The organism is Pseudodesulfovibrio sp. lm2024 (assembly GCF_051175575.1).
Lineage (GTDB): Bacteria > Desulfobacterota > Desulfovibrionia > Desulfovibrionales > Desulfovibrionaceae > Pseudodesulfovibrio > Pseudodesulfovibrio caledoniensis.
The window spans coordinates 439,962-462,226 of the sequence record NZ_CP195092.1 but is presented as its reverse complement, the minus strand read 5'-3'; the positions used below and the strand labels follow the sequence as shown (position 1 = coordinate 462,226).

The 22,265-nt window shown below is 64.4% G+C and carries 18 protein-coding genes and 1 riboswitch; of the genes, 12 read left to right on the top strand and 6 right to left on the bottom strand.

Annotated features, from left to right (window positions below; translation table 11 throughout):
• Positions 1 to 58 precede the first annotated feature (58 nt).
• Complete coding sequence (locus ACR42D_RS02095; protein WP_484565222.1) at positions 59 to 2,587, top strand: ABC transporter ATP-binding protein; 2,529 nt, start codon at positions 59 to 61, stop codon at positions 2,585 to 2,587.
• A gap of 247 nt (positions 2,588 to 2,834) precedes the next feature.
• Positions 2,835 to 3,164, top strand: coding sequence for a carboxymuconolactone decarboxylase family protein (locus ACR42D_RS02090; RefSeq protein ID WP_484565221.1), 330 nt, complete (start codon positions 2,835 to 2,837; stop codon positions 3,162 to 3,164).
• A 937-nt stretch (positions 3,165 to 4,101) separates the two neighbouring features.
• Here the strand turns inward: ACR42D_RS02090 and ACR42D_RS02085 are convergent.
• A complete protein-coding gene (locus ACR42D_RS02085; RefSeq protein WP_484565220.1) occupies positions 4,102 to 5,274 on the bottom strand; it encodes a pyridoxal phosphate-dependent aminotransferase in 1,173 nt (390 codons plus the stop codon).
• Between the two features lie 182 nt (positions 5,275 to 5,456).
• Here ACR42D_RS02085 and ACR42D_RS02080 point away from each other — a divergent pair, with 182 nt between their 5' ends.
• The 4 genes from ACR42D_RS02080 to ACR42D_RS02065 all read left to right on the top strand — a co-directional run bounded on the left by ACR42D_RS02080 (position 5,457) and on the right by ACR42D_RS02065 (position 10,954).
• Positions 5,457 to 5,918 (top strand): SRPBCC family protein, encoded by a 462-nt coding sequence (locus ACR42D_RS02080; protein ID WP_484565219.1) that lies wholly within the window; start codon positions 5,457 to 5,459, stop codon positions 5,916 to 5,918.
• A gap of 17 nt (positions 5,919 to 5,935) precedes the next feature.
• Positions 5,936 to 7,252: a MerR family transcriptional regulator gene (locus tag ACR42D_RS02075; protein WP_484565218.1), complete on the top strand. Its 1,317-nt coding sequence runs from the start codon at positions 5,936 to 5,938 to the stop codon at positions 7,250 to 7,252.
• Positions 7,253 to 7,540: 288 nt separating this feature from the next.
• Positions 7,541 to 9,790 carry a vitamin B12-dependent ribonucleotide reductase gene (locus ACR42D_RS02070; protein WP_484565217.1) on the top strand — a complete coding sequence of 750 codons (2,250 nt, stop codon included), beginning with the start codon at positions 7,541 to 7,543 and terminating at the stop codon, positions 9,788 to 9,790.
• A gap of 66 nt (positions 9,791 to 9,856) precedes the next feature.
• On the top strand, positions 9,857 to 10,954 hold the full coding sequence (locus ACR42D_RS02065; RefSeq protein WP_484565216.1) for a linear amide C-N hydrolase: 1,098 nt from the start codon (positions 9,857 to 9,859) through the stop codon (positions 10,952 to 10,954).
• Between the two features lie 162 nt (positions 10,955 to 11,116).
• Here the strand turns inward: ACR42D_RS02065 and ACR42D_RS02060 are convergent, their stop codons facing one another.
• Positions 11,117 to 12,448, bottom strand: a complete 1,332-nt coding sequence (locus tag ACR42D_RS02060) for a M48 family metalloprotease (protein WP_484565215.1) — start codon at positions 12,446 to 12,448, stop codon at positions 11,117 to 11,119.
• A gap of 166 nt (positions 12,449 to 12,614) precedes the next feature.
• Between ACR42D_RS02060 and ACR42D_RS02055 the strand changes: the two genes are divergently transcribed.
• Positions 12,615 to 13,331 (top strand): glutamine amidotransferase, encoded by a 717-nt coding sequence (locus tag ACR42D_RS02055; RefSeq protein WP_484565214.1) that lies wholly within the window; start codon positions 12,615 to 12,617, stop codon positions 13,329 to 13,331.
• Here ACR42D_RS02055 and ACR42D_RS02050 read toward each other — a convergent pair whose 3' ends face one another.
• On the bottom strand, positions 13,332 to 14,078 hold the full coding sequence (locus tag ACR42D_RS02050) for a substrate-binding periplasmic protein (RefSeq protein ID WP_484565213.1): 747 nt from the start codon (positions 14,076 to 14,078) through the stop codon (positions 13,332 to 13,334). It abuts the gene before it with no gap.
• 126 nt (positions 14,079 to 14,204) lie between these two features.
• On the opposite strand from ACR42D_RS02050, the gene ACR42D_RS02045 reads away from it, so the two are divergent.
• Both ACR42D_RS02045 and ACR42D_RS02040 read left to right on the top strand, forming a co-directional pair.
• On the top strand, positions 14,205 to 14,600 hold the full coding sequence (locus tag ACR42D_RS02045) for a 3D domain-containing protein (protein WP_484565212.1): 396 nt from the start codon (positions 14,205 to 14,207) through the stop codon (positions 14,598 to 14,600).
• 94 nt (positions 14,601 to 14,694) lie between these two features.
• Complete coding sequence (locus ACR42D_RS02040) at positions 14,695 to 14,919, top strand: hypothetical protein (protein WP_484565211.1); 225 nt, start codon at positions 14,695 to 14,697, stop codon at positions 14,917 to 14,919.
• A gap of 90 nt (positions 14,920 to 15,009) precedes the next feature.
• On the opposite strand, the gene ACR42D_RS02035 is transcribed toward ACR42D_RS02040, so the two are convergent.
• From ACR42D_RS02035 to uvrA, 3 genes are all read right to left on the bottom strand, one after another.
• Complete coding sequence (locus tag ACR42D_RS02035) at positions 15,010 to 15,756, bottom strand: substrate-binding periplasmic protein (RefSeq protein ID WP_484565210.1); 747 nt, start codon at positions 15,754 to 15,756, stop codon at positions 15,010 to 15,012.
• A 268-nt stretch (positions 15,757 to 16,024) separates the two neighbouring features.
• Positions 16,025 to 16,315: a YciI family protein gene (locus ACR42D_RS02030; RefSeq protein ID WP_484565209.1), complete on the bottom strand. Its 291-nt coding sequence runs from the start codon at positions 16,313 to 16,315 to the stop codon at positions 16,025 to 16,027.
• Between the two features lie 203 nt (positions 16,316 to 16,518).
• Positions 16,519 to 19,281 carry an excinuclease ABC subunit UvrA gene (gene uvrA / locus ACR42D_RS02025; RefSeq protein ID WP_484565208.1) on the bottom strand — a complete coding sequence of 921 codons (2,763 nt, stop codon included), beginning with the start codon at positions 19,279 to 19,281 and terminating at the stop codon, positions 16,519 to 16,521.
• 120 nt (positions 19,282 to 19,401) lie between these two features.
• On the opposite strand from uvrA, the gene ACR42D_RS02020 reads away from it, so the two are divergent.
• The 3 genes from ACR42D_RS02020 (at position 19,402) to ACR42D_RS02010 (ending at position 22,211) form a co-directional block, all read left to right on the top strand.
• Complete coding sequence (locus ACR42D_RS02020; protein WP_484565207.1) at positions 19,402 to 19,863, top strand: hypothetical protein; 462 nt, start codon at positions 19,402 to 19,404, stop codon at positions 19,861 to 19,863.
• A 65-nt stretch (positions 19,864 to 19,928) separates the two neighbouring features.
• A riboswitch (cyclic di-GMP riboswitch) is annotated at positions 19,929 to 20,003 on the top strand.
• A gap of 57 nt (positions 20,004 to 20,060) precedes the next feature.
• Positions 20,061 to 21,071, top strand: a complete 1,011-nt coding sequence (locus tag ACR42D_RS02015; protein WP_484565206.1) for an HD-GYP domain-containing protein — start codon at positions 20,061 to 20,063, stop codon at positions 21,069 to 21,071.
• Between the two features lie 930 nt (positions 21,072 to 22,001).
• Positions 22,002 to 22,211: a DUF4911 domain-containing protein gene (locus ACR42D_RS02010; protein WP_484565205.1), complete on the top strand. Its 210-nt coding sequence runs from the start codon at positions 22,002 to 22,004 to the stop codon at positions 22,209 to 22,211.
• Positions 22,212 to 22,265: the final 54 nt, after the last annotated feature.

Genomic DNA, 22,265 nt, shown 5'->3' with positions numbered 1-22,265 from the left:
AAAAGCGGTGCGGACCGTTTATAGACGTACTGTTCCGAACTCTAAAAACGGATGACCCATGCCGCACCCCAACGAACAGAAACGCATCACCAAAACCTCCCTCTATTCATGGGTTCTGTACAAGAGCGTCCCGCTTCAGCTGGTCGTGGTGGGCATCATCGTGGTCACCGTGGCCATGCGCGTGGTCCCGCTGGAAATGCAAAAAAGGATCATCAACCAGGCCATCGGCATGAAGGACGTCCCGGCCCTGTGGCGCTACTGCGCCCTGTACATCGGGTCCGTCACCCTGGCCGGGGTGCTCAAGTTCGCCATCAACCTGATGCAGGTGCACATCGGCGAACGGGCGCTCAAGACCATCCGCGAGCGGCTCTACGAGCACCTGCTCTCCCTGCCGGTCCAGTTCTACCGCCGCACCTCGCCCGGCAACGTCATTTCGTACCTGATCACCGAGTTCATCCCGGTGGCCTCCTTCATCGGCCAGGCCGTGGCCGTGCCCGCGGTCAACGTCCTTACCTTCCTGGCCATGGCCGGATACATGATCAACCTGAACCCGACCATCGGGCTGATCTCCATCTCCATCTATCCCATCGAATTGTTCATCCTGCCGCGCATCCAGAAATATTTCCGCCGGGCCAACCGCCGCCGCATCAAGCACACCCAGGCGTTGTCCGGGCTGGTGGGCGAGGCCATCTCCGGCGTGCACGAAGTCCACTCCAACGCCTCCATCCCCCTGGAAAAGCAGCGCTTCTCCAAGATTCTGGACAAGCTCTACAAGGCCACGGTGCTGCAGAACGGGATCAAGTTCGGCATCAAGTTCGTGAACAACTTCTTCATGAGCCTCGGGCCGTTCGTCCTCTTCCTCATCGGCGGCTGGTACGCCATCCAGGGCCGCTTCGACGTGGGCGCCATCGTGGCCTTCCTGTCCGCCTACGAGAAGCTCTACGACCCATGGAAGGAGCTCATGGAGTTCTGGCAGGTCTACCAGGACAGCTCCGTGCGCTACAAGCAGATCATGCGCGCCTTCGACCACGCCCCGGAGTTCAAGCAGGTAGCCGAGGGCCGCGAGCCCTACCACCTGGACAACGACGTGGAGATCCGCAACCTGTCCTTCGTGGTCGGCGGCAACGTCCGGCTGCTGGACAACGTCTCCCTGTCGATCAAGGGCGGCGAGCACGTGGCCCTGGTCGGCTTCTCGGGCTCGGGCAAGTCCACCCTGGCCCTGTGCGTGGCCCAGCTCTACAAGTACACGGGCGGCAGCGTGATGCTCGGCGGCCGCGAGGTCTCGGAGCTGACCAAGCAGGACATCTCCTACAACCTGGGCATGGTCGCGCAGCACCCGTTCATCTTCGACGGCACGGTCAAGGAGAACCTGCTCTACTCCTGCCGTTCCCTGACCATGCAGGGCGGACACTGTCCGGGCGGCGACGAGGCCAGCCTGGACGAATTGATCAAGATCACCCAGCAGGTCGGGCTGTTCACCGACGTGCTGGCCTTCGCCCTGCGCTCCCGCCTGGCCCCCAAGGCCGACAACCAAATCCTCAAGGAGGCCATTCTGGCCTCGCGCAAGGAGTTCCAGGAGGGCGAGGCGGGCATGTACGCGGACGTGGCCGAGCACATCGAATTTTTCGACATGGGGTCCTACTCCCGGTACATGACCGTGGCCGAGAACATCGCCTTCGGCGCGGCCAACGAGGAGGCCTTCGACCAGGAGCACCTGCACGCCCACCCCGAGTTCCAGGCCTTCCTGGAAGACCACGGCCTGAGCGCGCACCTGACCGTCCTGGGCGAGACCCTGGCCCGCGTGGTCACCGACGAGCTCGGTCCGGAGCCCACCCACGACGATTTCAAGAACTGTCCCATCCCCGAGGCCGAGTACGGCGACTACCAGAAGGTGGCCAACCGGCTCGATTCGGGCGAGCCCCTGTCCGAACAGGAACAGGAGCTGATCTTCAAGCTGGCCATGGCCTACATCCCCGGCATCCACAAGCAGGTGGTCCTGGACAAGGGGTTCTCCAACCGAGTGGTCCGCTCCCGCCAGGATTTCATGGACCAGGTCTCCCGGAACTACCCGGGCGCCTTCACCTTCTTCACCAACGACGAATACATCGACGCCCTGAACATCCAGGACAACATCCTGTTCGGCCGCGTGCGCACCGACGCCCAGGGGGCCGAGGAGGAGCTGAACCACCGGATCATGCAGGCGCTGATCATGCAGGGCGCGCTCGAGCCCGTGGTCGAAATGGGCATGAACTTCCAGGTGGGCTCCATGGGCGACCGGCTGTCCGGCGGCCAGCGCCAGAAGGTGGCCCTGGCCCGTACCTTCCTCAAGGTCCCGCCCGTGCTCATCCTGGACGAGGCCACGGCCGCCCTGGACAACAAGTCCCAGGCCCGGGTGCAGAACATCCTGACCACCAACTGGAAGGGCAAGTCCACGGTCCTGGCGGTCATCCACCGCCTGGACATGCTGCCCTATTACGACAAGGTGGTGGTCCTCAAGGCGGGCCGCATCGTGGAACAGGGCGAGTACCAGGAGCTCTTGGACCGCAGGGGCGCGCTCTACACCCTGCTCCACGGCAAGGAAGACTAGCCCTCCACTTTTTTCCCGAAGGGGCCGCGGAAGCGTTTTTTTTCGCTCAAAGACGCGGAATCGGTTGCTTATGTGAAAATATTCGCAACAAAATTCTTCAAAAATAGATTTTTTTCTGCTTTTTTCCGCTTTACAGCCCGTTTTTTTGAATGTACCCAATGGGCAACCCAATCGGGACTCTCTCCCTCTCATAGGCCCGGTCCAGGAGACGTTCTCCTGGACCGGACTCTACTAAAAGGAGGCCGCCATGCCGGAACCCGCAGAGAAAGCGACCGAACTCTTCCGCCAGATGAACAAGAACCGCCGCGACGTCTTCAAAGCGTACCAGGGGTTCACCGCCGCCATCAAGAAGGGCAGCGCCATCGAGGACAAGTACCAGTCCCTGATCCTGATCGCCTGCTCCATCCTGACCCAGTGCGACATGTGCATCTCGCTCCACGTGCAGAACGCCGTGACCAACGGCGCCACCAAGGACGAGATCATCGACGCGGGTCTGCTCGCGGTAGCCATGGGCGGCTCCCCCAAGATGATGCACATGCGCTACGTCTACGAAGAACTCGACAAGCTGTACGAATAGAAGGCGGCTCACCCCGCCGCCCCGAGATATCGGGATAGGACGGCGCACCATGCTTGGGCATGGTGCGCCGTCCTATTTTTAAGAGGTGGGGACGCATTGATTCGTCCGCGCATCCGCGTCGGGGTGTGGCGGATCGCCTGCGGCGGGCTTGGGCGAGCGCGGGGGATGTCCGCGCATCCGCGTCGGGACTTTGGGTTGTACTCCTTACATTGTTTTTCGCCTTTACGGCGACTTCCTTTTTTGCTGGCGCAGAAAAAAGGAAGCAAAAACTGCGCTTTTGGTGCGAGTGCGGCGGAAGCGGACCCAAGAGCCCGTAGCGGCTCTCGCTGGCGGGATCGAAAGTCCGCTGCGCAGACGCGATCCCGCCGACGCTTCGCCGCCGGAGACGGGCTCTAGGGTCCGCTTCCGATTGCCGCCCTCCGTCTGTGAGGATTGGCCTGCCGCGTTTGGCTTGGCATAAGGCCCGGCAGGAATGCAGAGAGGTTTCCAGGGAGCGCCTCGGACGTCCCCGTCCGACAGCGGCTCTCCATAGCCTGCGGCGAGGCACGGCCTCCCGCGCCCCGCTGCCACTCTTCCCTTCACCCAAACGAGCCCTTGAACGCGGGGTTAGAAGCTGACCGCGAGGGGCGGCGGCTCTTCGAATCGTCGCGAGCGCAGCGAGCCTCGATTCGGGAGCCGACCCGAGCGGATCAGCTTCTTGGCCCGCGTTCTCCGGGCGGCCGTCCCACATTCCAAGGCCTTTTTTTTCGTCTATTTTTTTGGGCCAGCAAAAAAATGGCCCCCGCCGGGAGGGCATGGAGCAAGTGCAGGGGCGCAGCCCCGCACTGCGGCTCTTAAGCGGTGCAACCGCGCATTTTCCTCTTTGTCCCACAAAAAAAGCCGCCCCAGAGGGCGGCCTTCCATATCTCTCAATTTCGACGAGACCGTGGTGCTCGGGCTATTTCCCGAGCAGCACCGACCCCACCTTGGCGAGCGCCGACTTGAGCACCTCGTCGTCCACGGCGTAGGAGAAGCGGATGCACTTGTCGTCGCCGAACGCGGAACCGGGCACCAGGGCCACCCCGACCTCTTCGAGGATCTTGGTGCACATGGCCGCCGAATCCGGGGCGTCGTCGGTGTAGAACTTGTCCAGCACCGGGAAGAGGTAAAACGCCCCGTCGGGCTTGGGACAGGTCGCGCCCCAGCCGGTGATGATCTCGTAGGCCAGGTCGCGGCGGCGGACAAAGGCCTGCTTCATCTCGTCCACGATCTCCCACGGACCGGTCAGGGCGGCCAAGGCCGCGCGCTGGGTGATGGAGTTGATGTTGGACGTGGATTGGCCCTGTATCTTGGTCATGGCCTTGACCAGGTCCTCGTGGGCCAGGGCGTAGCCCACGCGCCAGCCGGTCATGCAGAACGACTTGGACAGCGCGCCCACGATGGCGATGGTCTCGGGGTACATCTCCCAGGTCTTGGCCAGGGAGGCGGGTTCGAACGGGGCGTAGACCAGCCGGTCGTAAACCTCGTCCGAGATGACGAAGATATCGTGCTTGCGCGCCCACTCGGCGATGGCCTCCAGCTGGACCTGGGTGTAGCAGCAGCCCGTGGGGTTGGACGGCGAGTTGAGGATGAGCACCTTGGTCCTGTCCGTGCGCGCGGCCTCCAGCCCCTCCAGGGTGACCAGGTAGCTGTCGTCGGCGGTGGTCGGCACGAACACGGACTCGCCGTCGGCCAGCTGAACCATGGCCGGGTAGCTGACCCAGTATGGGGCCGGAATGAGCACCTCGTCCCCGGGGTTCACCAGGGCCATGAGCAGGTTGTACAGGACCTGCTTGCCCCCGTTGCAGACGATGGCGTTGGCCGCTTCGGCCTTGGCCCCGTAGAACCGTCCGTAGTACCCGGCCACGGCCTCGCGCAGCTCGGGGATGCCGGGCACGGCGGTGTACCGGGTGAAGCCGTCGTCCAAGGCGGCCTTGGCCGCCTCGCAGACGTTGATCGGGGTGCAGAAGTCGGGCTGGCCCACGGCCAGGCTGACGATCTCGCGTCCCTGGGCCTGCAGCTCCTGCGCCTTGGTGTTCACCGCCAGGGTGGCGGACGGCTTGATTCTCGCCAGACGTTCGGAAATTCGCATGGAAAAGCTCACTTGATAGTATGATTGATGTACAGGACCGCTGGTTTGCCAATAGACTAAAAAAAATCGGAGGTAAATCGCGTTTTCCCCCTCCGGGAAAAAAAGTTGCCCGATGCCTTGACCTGTCTATAGGTTCATAGCGCAGCCATGACCTCGCGACCAACAACCAAAAGGAGAAAATCATGGCTGCATTCAACCCCGGACGGCTCACGGTGTCGGCCGAAATGTTTCTGGATCATCGGGCCGAGGCCATCTGGCCCCTGCTCTGCCCGGTGCGTGAATACGACTGGATCGCCCACTGGCGCTGCGAGGTCCTGCGCAGTGAATCCGGCGTCAACGAACTCGGCTGCGTGTTCCGGACCGATTTCCCGGACCATGGGCCCGAGGTCTGGCTGACCAGCCGGTATGAGCCGTGCGAACGGCTGGAGTTCGTGCGCACGGGCCCGGACCGGGTCATCCATTTCGTCATCGGAATCTCGCCCGAGGGCGGCGGGACCCGGCTCACCTGGACGCACCACGTCACGGCCCTGACCGAGGCGGGCAACGACGGGCTCGCCGGCAAGCCCGAAACCTTCGCCGCCCAGACGGCGCTGCTCGAGCGTATGCTCGGACACTATCTGGATACCTGCGAGATGCTGACATAACAAAGGAGCGCGCGGACATGTACACGGTGGGACGATTGGCCAAGCGGCACGGGCTGTCGCGCTCGACCCTGCTCTACTACGACCGCATCGGCCTGCTGCGCCCCACCGGTCACGCCAAGGGCGAGTACCGGCAATATTCCGACGCGGACGACGCAAGGCTGGCGCGCATCCGCGAATACCGGCGGGCGGGCATCGCCCTGGACGAGATCCGGCGCATGCTCGACGGCCACGCCGAAACCTCGGTGGCCGGGGCGCTGGAGAACCGGCTCGTGGAACTGAACCGGGAGATGGACGGGCTGAGGGAGCAGCAGCGGCTGGTGGCCGGGCTGCTCGGCCGGGCCGACCTCCTGGCCGAGGCCGAGGCCATGGACAAGGCGACCTGGGTCTCCCTGCTGGCCGCGGCCGGGTTCACCGAGGCGGACATGCGCGACTGGCACGTCCGCTTCGAGCACAGCGACCCGGACAGGCACGACCGGTTCCTGCGCGCCCTGCGCATCCCGGACTCCGAGATATCGGCCATCCGGGCCATGGCCGCCGCGCCCCATGAAATCCTCAACATCAACAGGGAATCAGGTAGATTTATGGAATTGTTCTTCAAGATATACGAAGGGTTGGACCGCGAGGGGCCGGGCAGCTTCGCCATGACCGAACGGGCCTACCGGCTGTGTGAAGGATTGCCGGACAAGCCGGAAATCCTGGAGCTGGGCTGCGGCTCGGGCGGGGCGACCGTCCCCCTGGCGCAGCTATCCGGCGGCACGGTCACGGCCACCGAGGTGTACCGCCCGTTCCTCGACGCGCTGGTGGCGCGTGCCCAAACCGCCGGGGTGGCGGACCGGACCATCGCCGCGGTCATGGACATGGGCGACGTCCGGGCCGAGCCCGAGTCCTTCGACCTGATCTGGTGCGAGGGCGCAGCCTACATCCTGGGCGTGAACAAGGCGCTCGCGCAGTGGAAGCCGTTCCTCAAGCCCGGCGGCTGCCTGTGCTTCACGGACGCGGTCTGGCTGATCGAACCCGAATCCGCGCCGGATGAACTGCGCGAGTTCTGGTCCCGGGGTTACCCGGCCATGCGCACCGCGCAGGCCAACAACGCGGCCGCCCGCAAGGCGGGCTACGACGTGCTCGGCGACTTCACCATCGACGCGGCCTGCTGGGACGCCTTTTACGGCGACGTGGAGAAACGGCTGGACGCGATCGAGCCGGTCTACGGCGACGACCCGGACGGCCGGACCATCATCGACATGACCCGCCACGAGATAGACCTCCACCGCCGGTATCCCGGCGCATACGGCTACCAATTCCACGTCCTGAGAAAACCTTCCTCCCACGACTAGCTCAATCGGCCCTCCGCGCCCCGGCGCGGGGGCCTTTTTCCACCCTCCCGCCGACAAAATCGTTTCCTCCGACAAGACAATTTCAAAATAGTATTGATTATCATATGCGCGATGAAGCCGGGAGCTCACGGACCATGCGGGTTCCCGGTTTTTTGTTCGCTCAACCGAATTTTGACTGGTCTTTTTGGGTCGGTTTCTGTAGTCTAGACATTCTCTAGCGCCAGATACAATCGTCGGCGCGATCATCAATAATTTCAAAGTATTTTAAACAGTTACAAAGGTTCACTCATGCCAGAACTCAAAATGCCCGCCAATCTTCCGGACCCGATCGTCAATGAAAACGCAAAGATAGTTTTGCAGCGCAGATACCAGCGCAAGGACCTCGACGGAGTGGTGTACGAGACGGTCAAGGAGCTGTTCTGGCGAGTGGCTTCGGCCATTGCCCAGGAAGAGGCCAAGTACGAGAAATCCACCACCAAGCCCGCCAAGCTGGCCCGGGATTTCTACGACCTGATGACCTCCTACCGCTTCCTGCCCAACTCCCCGACCCTGATGAACGCGGGCACCGACCTCGGCCAGCTGGCCGCCTGCTTCGTCCTGCCCGTCGAGGACGACATCGAGGGCATCTTCGACGCGGTCAAGCACGCGGCCATGATCCACAAGTCCGGCGGCGGCACCGGCTTCGCCTTCTCCCGCCTGCGGGCCAAGGACTCGGTGGTCGGCTCCACCGGCGGCGTGGCCTCGGGCCCCCTGTCCTTCCTCAAAATTTTCAACTGCGCCACCGAGCAGATCAAGCAGGGCGGCACTCGGCGCGGGGCCAACATGGGCATCCTGCGCATCGACCACCCGGACATCATGGAGTTCATCAAGGCCAAGGAGCGCGACGGCGACCTGAACAACTTCAACCTGTCCGTGGGGTTGACCGAGGCCTTCATGCAGGCCGTGCACGACAAGGCGGACTTCGACCTGATCGCGCCCAATTCGGGCAAGGCCGTGGGCACGCTCAACGCCCGCGAGGTCTTCAACATCCTGGTCCAGAAGGCCTGGGAGTCCGGCGACCCCGGCATCGTCTTTCTGGACCGCATCAACCGCGACAACCCGACCCCCAAGCTGGGTGAGATCGAGTCCACCAACCCGTGCGGCGAGCAGCCCCTGCTGTCCTACGAGGCCTGCAACCTGGGCTCCATCAACCTCGGCCTGTGCTTTGCCAAGGGCAAGAACGGCAAGGACTCCGAGATCGACTGGGACGAGCTCAAGCGGATCATCCACCTGTCCGTGCGCTTCCTGGACAACGTCATCGACGCCTCGGTCTACCCCCTGCCCCAGATTTCCGACACGGTGCGCAAGAACCGCAAGATCGGCCTGGGCGTCATGGGCTGGGCCGACCTGCTCTACCAGCTGAAAATCCCCTACAACTCCCAGACCGCCGTGGACATGGCCGAGCGGGTCATGAAGTTCGTCCAGGCCGAGGCCCGTAGCGCCTCCAAACAGCTGGCGGCCGAGCGCGGCGAGTTCGCCACCTACCCCGAGTCCACCTTCGGCGCGGCCAACCTGGGCCCGTACCGCAACGCCACCACCACGACCATCGCGCCCACCGGCACCCTGTCCATCATCGCGGGCTGCTCGTCCGGCGTGGAGCCGCTCTTCGCCCTGTCCTTCGTGCGCAACGTCATGGACAACGACAAGCTGGTCGAGACCAACCCGTACTTCGAGGCCGCCCTCAAGGACGCCGACGCCTACTCCGGCAAGCTCATGGAGGAGATCGCCAAGGTCGGGTCCATCAAGAAGATGGACCACCTGCCCGAGCACCTGCGCTCGGTCTACGTGACCTCCATGGACGTGGAGCCCATCTGGCACCTCAAGATGCAGGCCGCCTTCCAGAAATTCACGGACAACGCGGTCTCCAAGACCGTGAACCTGCCCAACTCCGCCACCAAGGAAGACATCTGGGACATCTACTGGAAGGCCTACGAGTACGGCTGCAAGGGCGTGACCGTGTACCGCGACGGCTCCAAGACCTCCCAGGTCCTGTGCACCGGCGACGCGGAGAAGAAAAAGGAAGAGGCCGCCAAGGGCAAGTCCATCGTCAAGGACCGCCCGGACGTCATCTACGGCTTCACTCAGAAGATTCCCACCGGCCTGGGCATGCTCTTCCTGACCGTCAACGAGATCAACAACAAGCCGTTTGAGGTCTTCGCCACCATCGGCAAGTCCGGCGGCTCCATCACCGCCAAGGCCGAGGCCATCGGCCGGTTGGTCTCCCTGGCCCTGCGCTCCGGCGTGGAGGTCCGCGAGATCGTCCAGCAGCTCAAGGGCATCGGCGGCGAAAATCCGAAGTTCATGAAGAAGCACCTGGTCAAGTCCATCCCGGACGCCATCGCCTACGTGTTCGAGTCCCGCTACCTCAGCGGCGACCACGTGGACGGCGAAGTCGCCTCCCTGAACCGCGAGCTCTGCCCCGAGTGCGGCGAGCCCCTGGTCTTCGAGGAAGGCTGCCACATGTGCAAATCCTGCGCCTACACCAAGTGCGGCGGCTAACGCCGCACCGGGGGATTCGGATCACCGGACACGACATTCCGTAGTCATTATGAAGGAGCCGATACCATGCATCTGACGACAAGCAACCTGCCGGCCCTCGGCCTGGTGGCCGCGCTGGCGGTATTCGCGGTGGTCCTGCTGGCCCGCCCGCGCGCGGCGTCCGCCTGCAGCCGGGCCACCTATCTCGGTCCCGACGATACCGTCATAACGACCCGCTCGAACGACTGGGTGGGCTCGCAGCACTCGAACCTCTGGATCTACCCCCGGGGGATCGAACGGGACGGAGCCGCCGGGGCGAATTCCCTCCGCTGGACCTCGAAATACGGCAGCGTGACCGTGGCCGGATGGGACCTGACCACCATCGACGGCATGAACGAGGCCGGTCTGGTGGCCAACGTCCTCTATCTGGCCGAATCCGATTACGGAAAGCCGGTCCCGGGCAAGAAGGCCCTGTCCCTGTCGGCCTGGGGCCAATACGTGCTGGACAGCTTCGCCACCGTGGCCGAGGCGGTGGAGGAGCTGCGCAAGGCGGCATTCTACATCGCCGCGCCCAGCACCCCGGACGGACACGCCGGAACCGCGCACCTGTCGATCACCGACCCGAGCGGCGATTCGGCGATATTCGAATACCTGGACGGCCGCCTGGTCATCCATCACGGCCGCCGGTTCCAGGTCATGACCAACTCGCCCACCTTCGACCAGCAGCTCGCCCTGACGGCCTACTGGGACACCATCGGCGGGACCACCATGCTCCCCGGCACCAACCGGGCGAGCGACCGCTTTGTCCGGGCCTCCTTCTACATCAAGGCGATCCCGCAGACCGCCGACATCAACGAGGCGCTGGCCAGCGCGTTCGGCGTGATCCGCAACGTATCCGTGCCCCTGGGCATCACCACGCCGGGCCAACCCAACATCAGTTCGACGCAATGGCGCGCGGTCTCGGACCAGAAAAACAAGGTCTACTACTTCGAGTCCCCGCGCAGCCCTTACATCATCTGGATTCCCCTGGACGAGATCGATTTCTCGCCCAAGGCCCCGACGCAAAAAATCAGCCTGACCCAAGGCTCGGTCCTGCTGGTCGACGGCAAGCCGTTTTCCGGCGACGCCGCGCGGCTGGGCACCCCGGTGAAACCGTTCGCGTTCCTCGAAGCCGGAGCCCGGTAGAATCCCACCCCACCCTAAAAAAAACCCTGCCGCCGGACGATGATTGTCCGGCGGCAGGGTTCCTTGTTTCCAACGCCTTAAAGGAACAGGGGACACCATCCCCGACAGAGAAAGCCCCCCTGGAAAAATGTGCGGATGGCCCGCTATCGGAAGCCGCCTACCTCACCTTACATACCCCCATTCCACGAGGCGGTTGTAGGCGTGCTGGGCCTGCTGGCCCTTGTTCACCTTCTGCAGGAACTTGTAATAGGCCTCGGCCGCGTCCCTCTGGTGGCCCATGCCCTCCTGGGCGTACCCCTTGTAGAAGCCCACGTAGGGATTGCCGGGCAGGGCCTTGTCATAGGCCTCGAAGCTGGCCAGGGCCTGGTCGTATTTCTTGGCCTTGAGCTGGAGCACGCCGGCCACCTGGCTGGCCTGGGGTTCGGAAGGATAGACGTCGCGGGCGTGCTCGGCATAGGGCAGGGCCGCGCCGTATTTCTCCTGGGCGATGAGCAGCTTGGACATGAGCAGCAGGCCGGTATAGTCGTTGGGGGCCCGTTTCAGGGCCTGGCCCATCTTGCCCTGGGCCTCGGCGTATTTCTTTTCCCCGCCGAGCTTTTCCGCGTCCTGCATGTCCCGGATGGCCGGACCGAGCTTGCGCAGGTCCACGGTGTTGTCCATGTACCGCTCGCGGTAGAAGGCGTACTTCTTGGCCCCGTAGTATTTCTTGTTCACGACCTCGCGCGCCGTGGCCAGCCGCTCGGAGCTCATGGGGTGGGTGGCGAACATGACCTCCAACGCGCTCGGTTCGCGGGAGTGCTGCTCGTTGAGCATCTCCATGAGCCCGACCATGCCCTCAGGGTTGTAGTCGGCGCGGGTCATGTACTCCAGGCCGAGGGCATCGGCCTGGCGCTCGTCGTCGCGGCTGTAGGAGGCCAGGAGCAGTCCGGCCCCGAGGCCGCCCAGTCCGCCCGCGACCGTGCCCCAGGTGCCGCCGTACTTGGCCCCGACGGCCGCCCCGCCCAGGGAAGCCAGCCCGCCGATGACCATCTGCGAACTCATGCGCGAGGCCGTGTGCCGCGCGTTGACGTGGCCGATCTCATGGCCGAGCAGCGCGGCCAGTTCGGCCTCGTTGTCCACGTTGAGCAGGATGCCGCGCGTGCAGGCCACGGTCCCGCCCGGAAAGGCGTAGGCGTTGACGTAGTTGGCGTTGACCACGTGGAAGTTGTAAGGCATCTGCGGCCGGTGGGACACGTCCGCCAGGGACCGGCCCACGCCGGACACGTAGTCATTCATCGAGGTGTCCAGGGTGGTCCCGTAGTCGTTGGACAATTGCTGGGGCGACGCCTCCTTGTCCATCCGGATCTCCTGCTCCTCGCTGACCAGCATAAACTGGCTCTGGCCGGTGACCGGGTTCTTGGCGCACCCGGCCACACCGGCCGCCGCGAGGCTCATGGCCCCGGCCTTGAGGAATTCCCGCCGCGACGGGCGGGGACGTATATGCATCGGTTTCATGGTCGTCTCCCTGTGTTCGGTCTGGCCCAGCGTACCGCAAACCCGCGCGCCTGTTCAACCCCGGACACGGGCCGGGCCCCCTTGGCCGGGCGGTGTTGACACCCCACTCTGGTTGGGCCATCATCTCCCTAGTACAGCCATTTAACTACATTTTCGTAGGACAGAAATGCAAAAGATCCTGATTGTGAAAGCGGGCGGCACCTTTGCCGACTATGCCGCCGAACGCGGCGATTTCGAGGATTGGACCGTGCGGGGCATGGCCCTTGCGGACGGCTCATGGGTGTGCGCCAACGCGCAGGCCGGGGACATACTGCCCGACCCGGCGGACTATGCGGGCGCCGTGATCACCGGCTCCCACGACATGGTCACGGACGCGCTCCCCTGGATCGGGGACGCCGCAGCCTGGGTGCGCCGCGCCGTGGAGGCCGGGCTGCCCCTGCTGGGCATATGCTTCGGGCATCAGCTCATGGCCGACGCCCTGGGCGGCCGGGCCGACTACCACCCGGATGGGGTGGAGATCGGCACCGCGGCCATCACCCGCACCCGCGCCTCGGAGAACGATCCGCTGTTTCGCGGCCTGCCCGAGGTCTTTCCGGGCCACGTGACCCACTCCCAGACCGCGCTGAAGCTGCCCGAGGGCGCGACGCTGCTGGCTACGGGCTCCCACGACCCGCACCAGGCCTTCCGCGTGGGCCAGTCCGCCTGGGGCGTGCAGTTCCATCCCGAGTTCGACGCGCCCGCCATCCGCGAATACATCGCCCGGCGCGAAGCGGACCTCTCGGCCTCGGGCCGCGACGTGGCCGCCATCCGGGCCACGGTGCGCGACACCCCGCAGTCCGCCTCCCTGCTCAGGCTGTTCGCGGACTACTGCCTGGCCCGCTAGTCAGTTCCCGTCGCCGTCGCGCCAATAATCCTCGGCGCGCAGCTCGCGCAGCCCCTTTTCCAGCTGCGGAATGATGGCCGCATTCTTCTTGTTGAGATAATGGTAGAACGGGGTCTTGTATACGAGCGCCTCCAGCTGGCGGACGCGACCGTACCGTCCGGGATTGGCGGCCATGGCCTTCCGCGCGCCGCTCCTGCTGCATAGGGCGATGTCTATACGGCCCTCCAGGAGCATGCCGAACAGGGCGTCGTACGTCTGGACCTTCTCCAGCGACCGCCCCTTCATGATCTTTTCGGGCCAGACCACCCCGCTCAGCGAGCCCACCTTCCATTTGTCGAGCAGCTCGTCGCGATACGAGCCCGTGTGCCGCCCTTCGGCCACATAGGCCACCCCGTAGAAATCCATGAGCTTGACGCCCACCCGGACCATGGAGGGGTACCGGCTCTCCAGCCCGGCCACACGCCCGGCGTCCCCGTCGAGCGTGCCGTCCTCGGTCAAGAGCAGGGAGCGTTTCTGCGGCATGGGCACGAACTCCGCCGGCAGCCCGGCCCGTTCATAGACCGCGGCCAGGCGATCCCTGGCCTCCTCGGAAACCGGCACGCCCGGGGTATAGCCGATGCGGTACGGCCCGACGGCCAGGACCCGCGCCGCAAACGACAGGCTCAGCGCCGCGCACACGGCGGCAAGCAGAATGACCCCGGTCACGAGCCCGAAGCGGGATGGATGGCGCTGGACGCTTATCATCATATCGCATGAATAGCATGGATCCAGCGCCCCGGGCAAAGGGAACCTGACGGAAGGGCATCCGGCCCGCCGAGACCGCCCGGCTTGCCCTGCTTGCCCTACCGCCCACGTCCGGGTACAGAGGGACCAATGAAGCGCGTTCTCATCCCCCTGCTCGTCGCCTGCCTGCTCATCCTGCTCGGCTATGTCATGAGCCAGCCCAACCGGGTGGCCTTCTGGAACAGCCTGGAGGTCACGGTCACGGCCTACAACTCCACCCGCGCCCAGACCGACGGCAACCCGCGCCGCGCGGCCTGGAACAACCGCCTCAAACCGGGCATGAAGGCCATCGCGGTCTCCCGCGACCTGATCCAACTCGGCCTGGACAACCAAACCGAGGTCTGGATCGAGGGATTCGACGGCCCCTATCTGGTTCTGGACAAGATGAACCGGCGCTACCGGCGACGCATCGACATCTATTTCGGCCAGGACGTCCGCGCGGCCCGCGAGTTCGGCCGCCGCAAGACGCGAATCTACTGGCGATAACGGCCGGATTCGGCCCCCGCATTGCCCAAAAAGCGAAAATGCCATACCGTGGCCCCCAAACAAAGGGGCTGCCATGCGTTCCAAAGTGATTCGAATGGCTGAGGCGCATCTGGCCGGGATGGCCGTGCTCGACCCGGGTGAGGTCAGGGTTACGGAGAAGCCGTCCACGGTCGAGGTCGAGTACAAGGGCAGCGCCATCGAGCTGCCCCTGTCGCGGACCGTTGCCGACAACGCCGCCCGCTTCCTCGTCGGGGCGGCGGTATGCGCGGACGCGCAGCGGACCGGCCGCTACCTGTACTCCGGAACCTGGATCGATTGAGCGCGCACCCTAAACAGGTGCGGGTGAAAACGATTCACTCACCAAGGGCGGCTTGACCAGGCCGCCCTTTCCGCTGGGCGGGTTGCGGCATCATTGCGCGGGAGGCTCGGCCGGGTCGGGCCCAAGGACCGGCAACGGGGTGTGCTCCGTGTCGATATCGTGCCACCCATTCCCGCCGGACATTTCCAGCAAAGCCTTCTCCAACGCCGGGACAATGTCCGCATGCTTCTTGTTCAGGTACAGATACAGGGGCGTGACATACACCGGCGGGTCGAGCCGACGGATGGCCTCCAACCGTGTCCGATCAGCGCCGATAGCTTCCTCGTAATTGGTGTCGCCGCACAGGGCGACGTCGATCCGCCCGGCCAGGAGCATGTTGAAAAGGGTTTTGTAGTTGTTCACGGTCTCCAGGGCCAAGTCCCCCATGAGCCTTTCGGCCCACAGGGTTCCCCGGACCGAACCGACTCTGACGACCTTGAGCATCCCGACGTCGAACCGACGATAGGGGCTCTCTTCGAGGACATAGGCCCGGCCCACCCCATGGAACAACTCGACGTCCACGATAACGAGGTTGGGATAATCCTCGGACAATCCGCCTATCCGCCCGAGTTCGCCGTCCAGCACGCCCTCATTGGCCTCCGCCAGGGAACGCTTGGGCGGAAGAGAGACGAACTCCACCTCCAGGCCGAGCATGGCAAGGGCTTGGCGCAACCGCTCATGGAGGTTGAGATCGGGGTTGTAGCCGATACGCAAGACCCCGGTCGCATGGGGAATCCCCGCGCCCAGACAGACCAGCACGGCCACGGCGGCCAGAATGAACCTCACTCTCATTTTCATGCGTCTCCGGCCCCGCCCCAAAGTCGGCGCAATGGACTAAGACCATTTTCCATTATCGCATATTCCCACAAAAATGGCTATTCGACCTATCCGGCTGTGTCCCCGCTCTCTACGCGGGTGGGTTGGAAGGTGCCCTCAGCGACAATCGTTTCGACCGCCTCCCGCGTCCCGGCGCAGCCTCGATCCTTTACGCCCACTAAACGCACAAAGCGGCGGCCCGCCCCAAAGGACGAACCGCCGCACCCGCTGTTTCGCGGCACGAAAAGCCCTAGGATTCCCTGTACCCTTCCAGGTCCGGCGCGGTCGTGGCCGCCAAGAATTCCACGATCTCGTACTCGGCCGCCCCTTCGATCAGGAACGGGTCCTCCTGGATGATCGCCTCCACCTCGGCCCGCGACCCGGCCCGGGCGATGATCGCCCCGCCCGTGCGCGGCTCCTGCCGTCCGGAAAACAGAAAATTCCCGGAGGCGAAATACTTGGCGACATACTCCCGGTGCGGCGGAAGGAGCCGGTCGATTTCCGAGAGGGGCTTCACATAGGTCAGACGAAGAATGAACATTGGGTAACTTCCTTGTTTAAATAATATTACATGTCAAACTAAAACACCCCCCCGCCGACAGGCGGACGATGGGGGGTGCGGGGGCCTTGCTCCCTGCCGGGTGCAGGGCAGCGCCCTGCCCGATCGCTGCTGGACTCATCCGTAGGGGCTCGAAGACTCGCCAACGGCTGAGGCTCGGAGACGCCCGCCCGGCGAGGGCCTTCCTACACCAGGAACTTGCCGGTCACCGACTCGGGGTTGGCGATGATCTCCTCGGGGGTGCCGGAGGCCACGATCCGGCCGCCGTGTTCTCCGCCGCCCGGACCGAGGTCGATGACGTGGTCCGAGGCCATGATCACGTCGGTGTTGTGTTCGATGACGATGACCGTGGCGTTCTTGTCCACGAGCTGGTGCAGCACGCGGATGAGCTTGCCGACCTCGTGCATGTGCAGGCCGGTGGTGGGCTCGTCCAGGATGTAGAGCGCGCCGGGCAGAGAGCGCTTGCCGAGCTCGCGGGATATCTTGATGCGCTGGGCCTCGCCGCCCGACAGGGTGGTGGCGGGCTGGCCGAGGCGGACGTATTCCAGCCCCACGTCGGCGAGCACGTCGAGCTTGCGCATGAGCGCCGGGTGGTTGGCGAAGAACTCGCGCGCCTGGCGCACGGTCATGTTCAGCACGTCGGCGATGTTCTTGCCCCGGTATTCGACCTCCAGGGTCTGGGCGTTGTAGCGCTTGCCCTTGCAGGTCTCGCAGGTCACGTAGACGTCGGGCAGAAAGTGCATCTCGACGCGGATCTGGCCGTCGCCCTTGCACGCCTCGCAGCGCCCGCCCTTGACGTTGAAGGAGAACCGGCCCGGCTGATAGCCGCGCGTGCGCGACTCCTTGGCCCCGGCGAATATCTTGCGGATCTCGTCGAAGATTTTCGTATAGGTGGCCGGGTTGGAACGCGGGGTGCGGCCGATGGGCGACTGGTCGATGGAGATGACCTTCTCGATCTTGTCGATCCCCTGGATACCGCCGATCTTGCCGGGGTCGTTGGCCTTCTGGCCCTGGCGCAGGAGCAGGTGCTTGTACAGGGAGTCCATGACCAAAGACGACTTGCCCGAACCGGACACGCCGGTCACGCAGGTCATGACCCCGAGCGGGATGTCCACGTCCAGGTCCTTGAGGTTGTTGGTCTGGACCTTCTTGAGGGTGATGTGGCCCGTGGGCTTGCGGCGGGTCTCGGGCGGGGCGATGAACAGGTCGCCGCGCAGGTACTTGCCGGTCAGGGAGTCGGCCTTGAGCAGGTCGTCGACCTTGCCCTGGAAGACGATCTCGCCGCCGAGCCAGCCCGAACTGGGGCCGATCTCGATGACGTGGTCCGCCTCGCGGATGGTCGGCTCGTCGTGCTCGACCACGAGCACGGTGTTGCCGCGCTGTTGCAGCGAGCGCAGGGTGTCGAGCAGACGTTGGTTGTCGCGCGGGTGCAGGCCGATGGACGGCTCGTCGAGCACGTAGGTCACGCCGACCAGACCGGAGCCCAGCTGGGAGGCCAGGCGGATGCGCTGGGCCTCGCCGCCCGAGAGCGTGGCCATGTTCCGGCCCAGCGACAGGTATTCGAGCCCCACGTTGACCATGAACCCGAGGCGGTGGGTCAGCTCCTTGAGGAGCGGCTCGGAAATGAGCGTGTCGTGGCCGGAGAATTCCAACCCTTGGAGCCATTCCAGGGCGCGCTGGATGGACATGGAGGTGAACTCGACCATGTTCTTGTCGGCCACGCGCACGGCCAGGGCCTCGGGCTTGAGGCGCGCGCCCTCGCAGGTCGGGCACGGCTTGGACTGCTGGAACCGGGCGGTCCAGTGGTCCCAGACGCCGGCCTGCTCGCGGCCGTATTCCAGGATGGGCACCACGCCGTGCCAGCCCGTATCGCTGTCGCCGTAGAAGAGCGCGGCCCAGGCCTTGGCCGAGAACTGGTCCAGGGGCGTGTCCAGGGTGAAGCCGTGCCGCTGGCCGAGCTTCTTGAGCTGCGGCCCGTACTGGCGCTGGCGGGTGGCGTTGTTCCAGGGGATCACGCCGCCCTCGTTGAGCGACAACCCCTTGTTGGGCGCGATCAGGTCAGGCTCGAAATACTCCACGGACCCGATGCCGTTGCAGGTGGGGCAGGCCCCCTGGGGCGAGTTGAAGGAGAAGAGCTGCGGGGTCAGGCGCGGCATGGAAATCTTGCACGACGGGCAGGTGGACAGGGTGGACATGAAGGTGTCGCCCGCGTTGTCGCCGCCGACCACCGAGACGATCATGCGCTCGTCGCCCTTTTCCAGGGCCAGCTCCACGGAGTCGGCCAGCCGCTTCTTGATGCCGTCCTTGATGACCAGCCGGTCCACGACCAGGTCGATGGTGTGCTTCTTGTTCTTTTCCAGCTCGGGCACCTCGTCCAGGGAGTAGAGCCGGCCGCCCACGCGCACGCGCACGAAACCGTCCTTCTTGAGCTTGGCGAACAGGTCCTTGTGCGTGCCCTTCTGGTGCTCCACCAGCGGGGCCAGGAGCATGAACTTGGTGCCCTCGTCCATGGCCAGCACGGTCTCGACGATCTCGTCCGTGGTCTGGGCCTCGATGGGCTTGCCGCAGGACGGACAGTAGAACTTGCCGAGCCGGGCGAAGAAGACGCGCAGGAAATCGTAGACCTCGGTCACGGTGCCCACCGTGGAGCGCGGGTTGCGGGTGGCGGTCTGCTGCTCCAGGGAGATGGCCGGGGACAGCCCCTCGACCTTGTCCACGTCCGGCTTGTCCATCTGGGGCAGGAACTGGCGGGCGTAGGCGGAAAGCGATTCAACGTAGCGGCGCTGGCCCTCGGCATAGACTATGTCGAACGCCAGCGTGGACTTGCCCGACCCGGACGGGCCGCAGACCACCACCAGCTTTTCGCGGGGGATGTCCAGGGTCAGGTCCTTGAGGTTATGGTGACGGGCGCCTTCTATATGAATGGATTTGGAGTCGGTCGTGTTCATCGGGGGAGAGTAACCATTCCTGAGAGCAAGGCAAGCGCCGGAACGTGAACAATCGGAGTCGGTGCGAAGGAAACCGCCCCCGGGTTGACGGGCTGCCTTATCCCGGACAATATGTCCATCATGGCGCAATCCAATACACTCGGCACCCTGCTCGATCTCGTGGCCCGGCTGGAGGACACGGCCTACGGCTTTTACGCCAAGCTGCGGGAGCGCTGCCCGGACAACCCGGAGACGGTCGAGCTCCTGTCGGAGATCATGGAGGACGAACTGCTCCACGCCCGCGTGGTCCAGGACATCGCCCGCTCCCTGCCCGATTTCCGTCGGGCGACGCCCGTGCCGCCCGACGTCATCCTCCGGCTGGAAAATATCCTCGGGTCCGTCCTGGGCCGGGAGGAGGAGCTGTTCGCGTGCACCGACGCCACCTGCTCGGCCATCGAGCGGATCGAGGCCATGGAATTCGACGTGGTCCTGTCCCTGATCAACGTCCCGGAGATCGAATTCGACTTCACCTGCCGCTATGTGCGCAACCAGGCCGTGGACCACACCAACAAGGTCTACCGGCTGCTCCGCTCCCTGGGCTGAACCCGTGCGCGGACGCCCTTTTGCAGATGCTTTACAGCCACCAACGCAGCGCGTATAGGCCCTAATAGAGAGATTGCCAAACCCGTCGCGAGACGGGGACGGAAAGCCACGGGCCTCACGCAGGCAGCCGGGTTGCCGACGCTCCTTCCGACACCCCGCGCCCCGCACCCGATCCCGGCCTTCCCCAAGGAGAACGCATGGGCAACAACCCTTCCGCCGGAAACGGCGCACATAAAGACAAGAACGGCAACGGCCAGGGCATGGTCAAGGTCTCGCCCTACATGGTCATCCCGTCCCGCGTGGGCGGCTTTTCCCTGTTCCTGAAGCAGGGCGGCAAGCTCGTGCTGTACGCGGAAAAGGGCGAGCTGTTCACCGACGAGCACAAGCAGCGCCTGAGCCTGCTCGGCGTGGACCACCTCTATGTCCGGGCCTCGGACTACGCCCACTTCACCCGCTACGTGCAGGAGAACATCCTGGAGCTCATGGACGACGAGGCCATCCCGGTGGGCGAACGCGCCCGGATATGGAGCGACGCCACCGTGTCCCTGGCCCGCGAGGCGTTCGACCGCTCCCTGCCCAAACCCGTGGACAAGCGCCGTTTCCAGCGCATCCGCTCGCTGATCACCGACTCGCTCCGCTTCCTGTCCCGGGACGACGCCCTCAAGGAGCTCTCCCGGTTCATCCGCGAGGGCGAGGAGATATTCCAGCACGGCATCGGGGTCATGGTCCTGACCGTGACCACGTTGTGCTCGTTCATGAAGGAGGATTCGGACCTGCTGGTGGCCGTGGGCATGGGGGCCATCCTCCACGACATCGGCAAGCTGGAACTGCCGCAGGAGATTTTCCGAAAGAAATTCGACACGCTGAGCCGGGCCGACATGGACCTGGTCAAGTCCCACCCGGCGCTTGGCGTGGGCGTATGCTCGGCCCTGCCCCTGCCCCAGGAGACGCTGCAGTGCATCCTCTTCCACCACGAGCGCGAGGACGGCCTGGGCTACCCGTCCGGGTCCACCGGGCACATGCTGCCGTCCTACGTCAAGGCGCTCATCCTGTGCAACGAGTACGACAATCTGACTCGCGGCCGCGAAGGCCGGCGTTTGACCCCGTTCGAGGCCCTGGCCAGGATCAAGTCCATGCGCAGCGCGTTCGACATGGACATGCTCCGGCGGCTGATCGAGGTCCTGGCCAAGGCGGATTTGACTTCGTAAGCCTGCGGCTCGCTTTTGAAGAGATATGGAAGGCCGCCCTTTGGGGCGGCTTTTTTTGTGGGACAAAGAGGAAAATGCGCGGTTGCACCGCTTAAGAGCCGCTGTGCGGGGCTGCGCCCCCGCACTCGCTCCATGCCCTCCCGGCGGGGTCCATTTTTTTGCTGGTCCAAAAAAATAGACGAAAAAAGGGCCTTGGAGTGTTGGCGGCCGCCCGGAGAACGAGAGGCAAGAAGCTGATCCGCTCGGGGCGGCTCCCGAATCGAGGCTCGCTACGCTCGCGACGATTCGAAAAGCCGCCGCCCCTCGCGGTCAGCTACTAACCTCTCGTTCAAGGGCTCGTTTGGGTGAAGGGAAGAGGTGTGGCATGGAGTGGAAGGGTGAGCCTCAGCGCGAAGTTATGGAGAGCCGCTGGCGGACGCAAGCGTCCGAATCGCTCCATGGCCACCGTAAGGAGTTGCTGCCGATCCTTACGCCGAGCCAAACGCGGCAGCTCAATCCATTCATACGGAGGGCGGCAATCGGAAGCGGACCCTAGAGCCCGTCTTAGCGGCGAAGCGCAGGCTGGATCGCGTCTGCGCAGCAGACATCTATCCGGCCAGCGAAAGCCGCTACGGGCTCTTGGGGCCGCTTCCGCCGCGTTCGCACCAAAAGCGCAGTTTTTGCTTCCTTTTTTCTGCGCCAGCAAAAAAGGAAGTCGCCGTAAAGGCGAAAAACAATGTAAGGAGGACAATCCAACGTCCCGACGCGAATGCGCGGACATTCCCCCCCGAGTTCAGCGAATCTCTCTTTCGCCCAAAGCGACGGACCCCGGAAAACGCATTTGCCTTTTCATCTGGTGGAGGCTAGACAGCCTCCATGGCATCCCCGTCGCGTCGAAGACCCCGCAAAAGGGTCTGCCCCCCTCCCCCACAGTGGTCCGCGCGGACCTACGTGCGCATCGATCCGAGCGACATCGGGCTCTTCCGGTTCCTGCTGGAAGGGTACGACAATCTCGGCGTGTTCACCGTGGTCAACAAATTCAAGGGGATTCTCCTGCTCCGCTACAGCCCGCACCTGGCCCGCGAAGTGCGCGTGTTCCTCAAGGCGGCGGCCACCGAAATGAAGGTGGAAATCCTGCCCGCCCCCCTCAAAGAGTCCTGATTCCCGGCGGCCTGTTGCCGCTGTCCCCTCGGAAAAGGCTTTCGAGAGGGGGGC

Coding starts and splice junctions, on each gene's coding strand:
- ACR42D_RS02090 (WP_484565221.1), top strand. CDS start 2,835: ATGCCGGAACCCGCAGAGAAAGCGACCGAACTCTTCCGCCAGATGAAC.
- ACR42D_RS02060 (WP_484565215.1), bottom strand. CDS start 12,448: ATGAAACCGATGCATATACGTCCCCGCCCGTCGCGGCGGGAATTCCTC.
- ACR42D_RS02075 (WP_484565218.1), top strand. CDS start 5,936: ATGTACACGGTGGGACGATTGGCCAAGCGGCACGGGCTGTCGCGCTCG.
- ACR42D_RS02020 (WP_484565207.1), top strand. CDS start 19,402: ATGGCGCAATCCAATACACTCGGCACCCTGCTCGATCTCGTGGCCCGG.
- ACR42D_RS02015 (WP_484565206.1), top strand. CDS start 20,061: ATGGGCAACAACCCTTCCGCCGGAAACGGCGCACATAAAGACAAGAAC.
- ACR42D_RS02070 (WP_484565217.1), top strand. CDS start 7,541: ATGCCAGAACTCAAAATGCCCGCCAATCTTCCGGACCCGATCGTCAAT.
- ACR42D_RS02050 (WP_484565213.1), bottom strand. CDS start 14,078: ATGATGATAAGCGTCCAGCGCCATCCATCCCGCTTCGGGCTCGTGACC.
- uvrA (WP_484565208.1), bottom strand. CDS start 19,281: ATGAACACGACCGACTCCAAATCCATTCATATAGAAGGCGCCCGTCAC.
- ACR42D_RS02080 (WP_484565219.1), top strand. CDS start 5,457: ATGGCTGCATTCAACCCCGGACGGCTCACGGTGTCGGCCGAAATGTTT.
- ACR42D_RS02085 (WP_484565220.1), bottom strand. CDS start 5,274: ATGCGAATTTCCGAACGTCTGGCGAGAATCAAGCCGTCCGCCACCCTG.
- ACR42D_RS02055 (WP_484565214.1), top strand. CDS start 12,615: ATGCAAAAGATCCTGATTGTGAAAGCGGGCGGCACCTTTGCCGACTAT.
- ACR42D_RS02095 (WP_484565222.1), top strand. CDS start 59: ATGCCGCACCCCAACGAACAGAAACGCATCACCAAAACCTCCCTCTAT.
- ACR42D_RS02030 (WP_484565209.1), bottom strand. CDS start 16,315: ATGTTCATTCTTCGTCTGACCTATGTGAAGCCCCTCTCGGAAATCGAC.
- ACR42D_RS02045 (WP_484565212.1), top strand. CDS start 14,205: ATGAAGCGCGTTCTCATCCCCCTGCTCGTCGCCTGCCTGCTCATCCTG.
- ACR42D_RS02040 (WP_484565211.1), top strand. CDS start 14,695: ATGGCTGAGGCGCATCTGGCCGGGATGGCCGTGCTCGACCCGGGTGAG.
- ACR42D_RS02035 (WP_484565210.1), bottom strand. CDS start 15,756: ATGAAAATGAGAGTGAGGTTCATTCTGGCCGCCGTGGCCGTGCTGGTC.
- ACR42D_RS02065 (WP_484565216.1), top strand. CDS start 9,857: ATGCATCTGACGACAAGCAACCTGCCGGCCCTCGGCCTGGTGGCCGCG.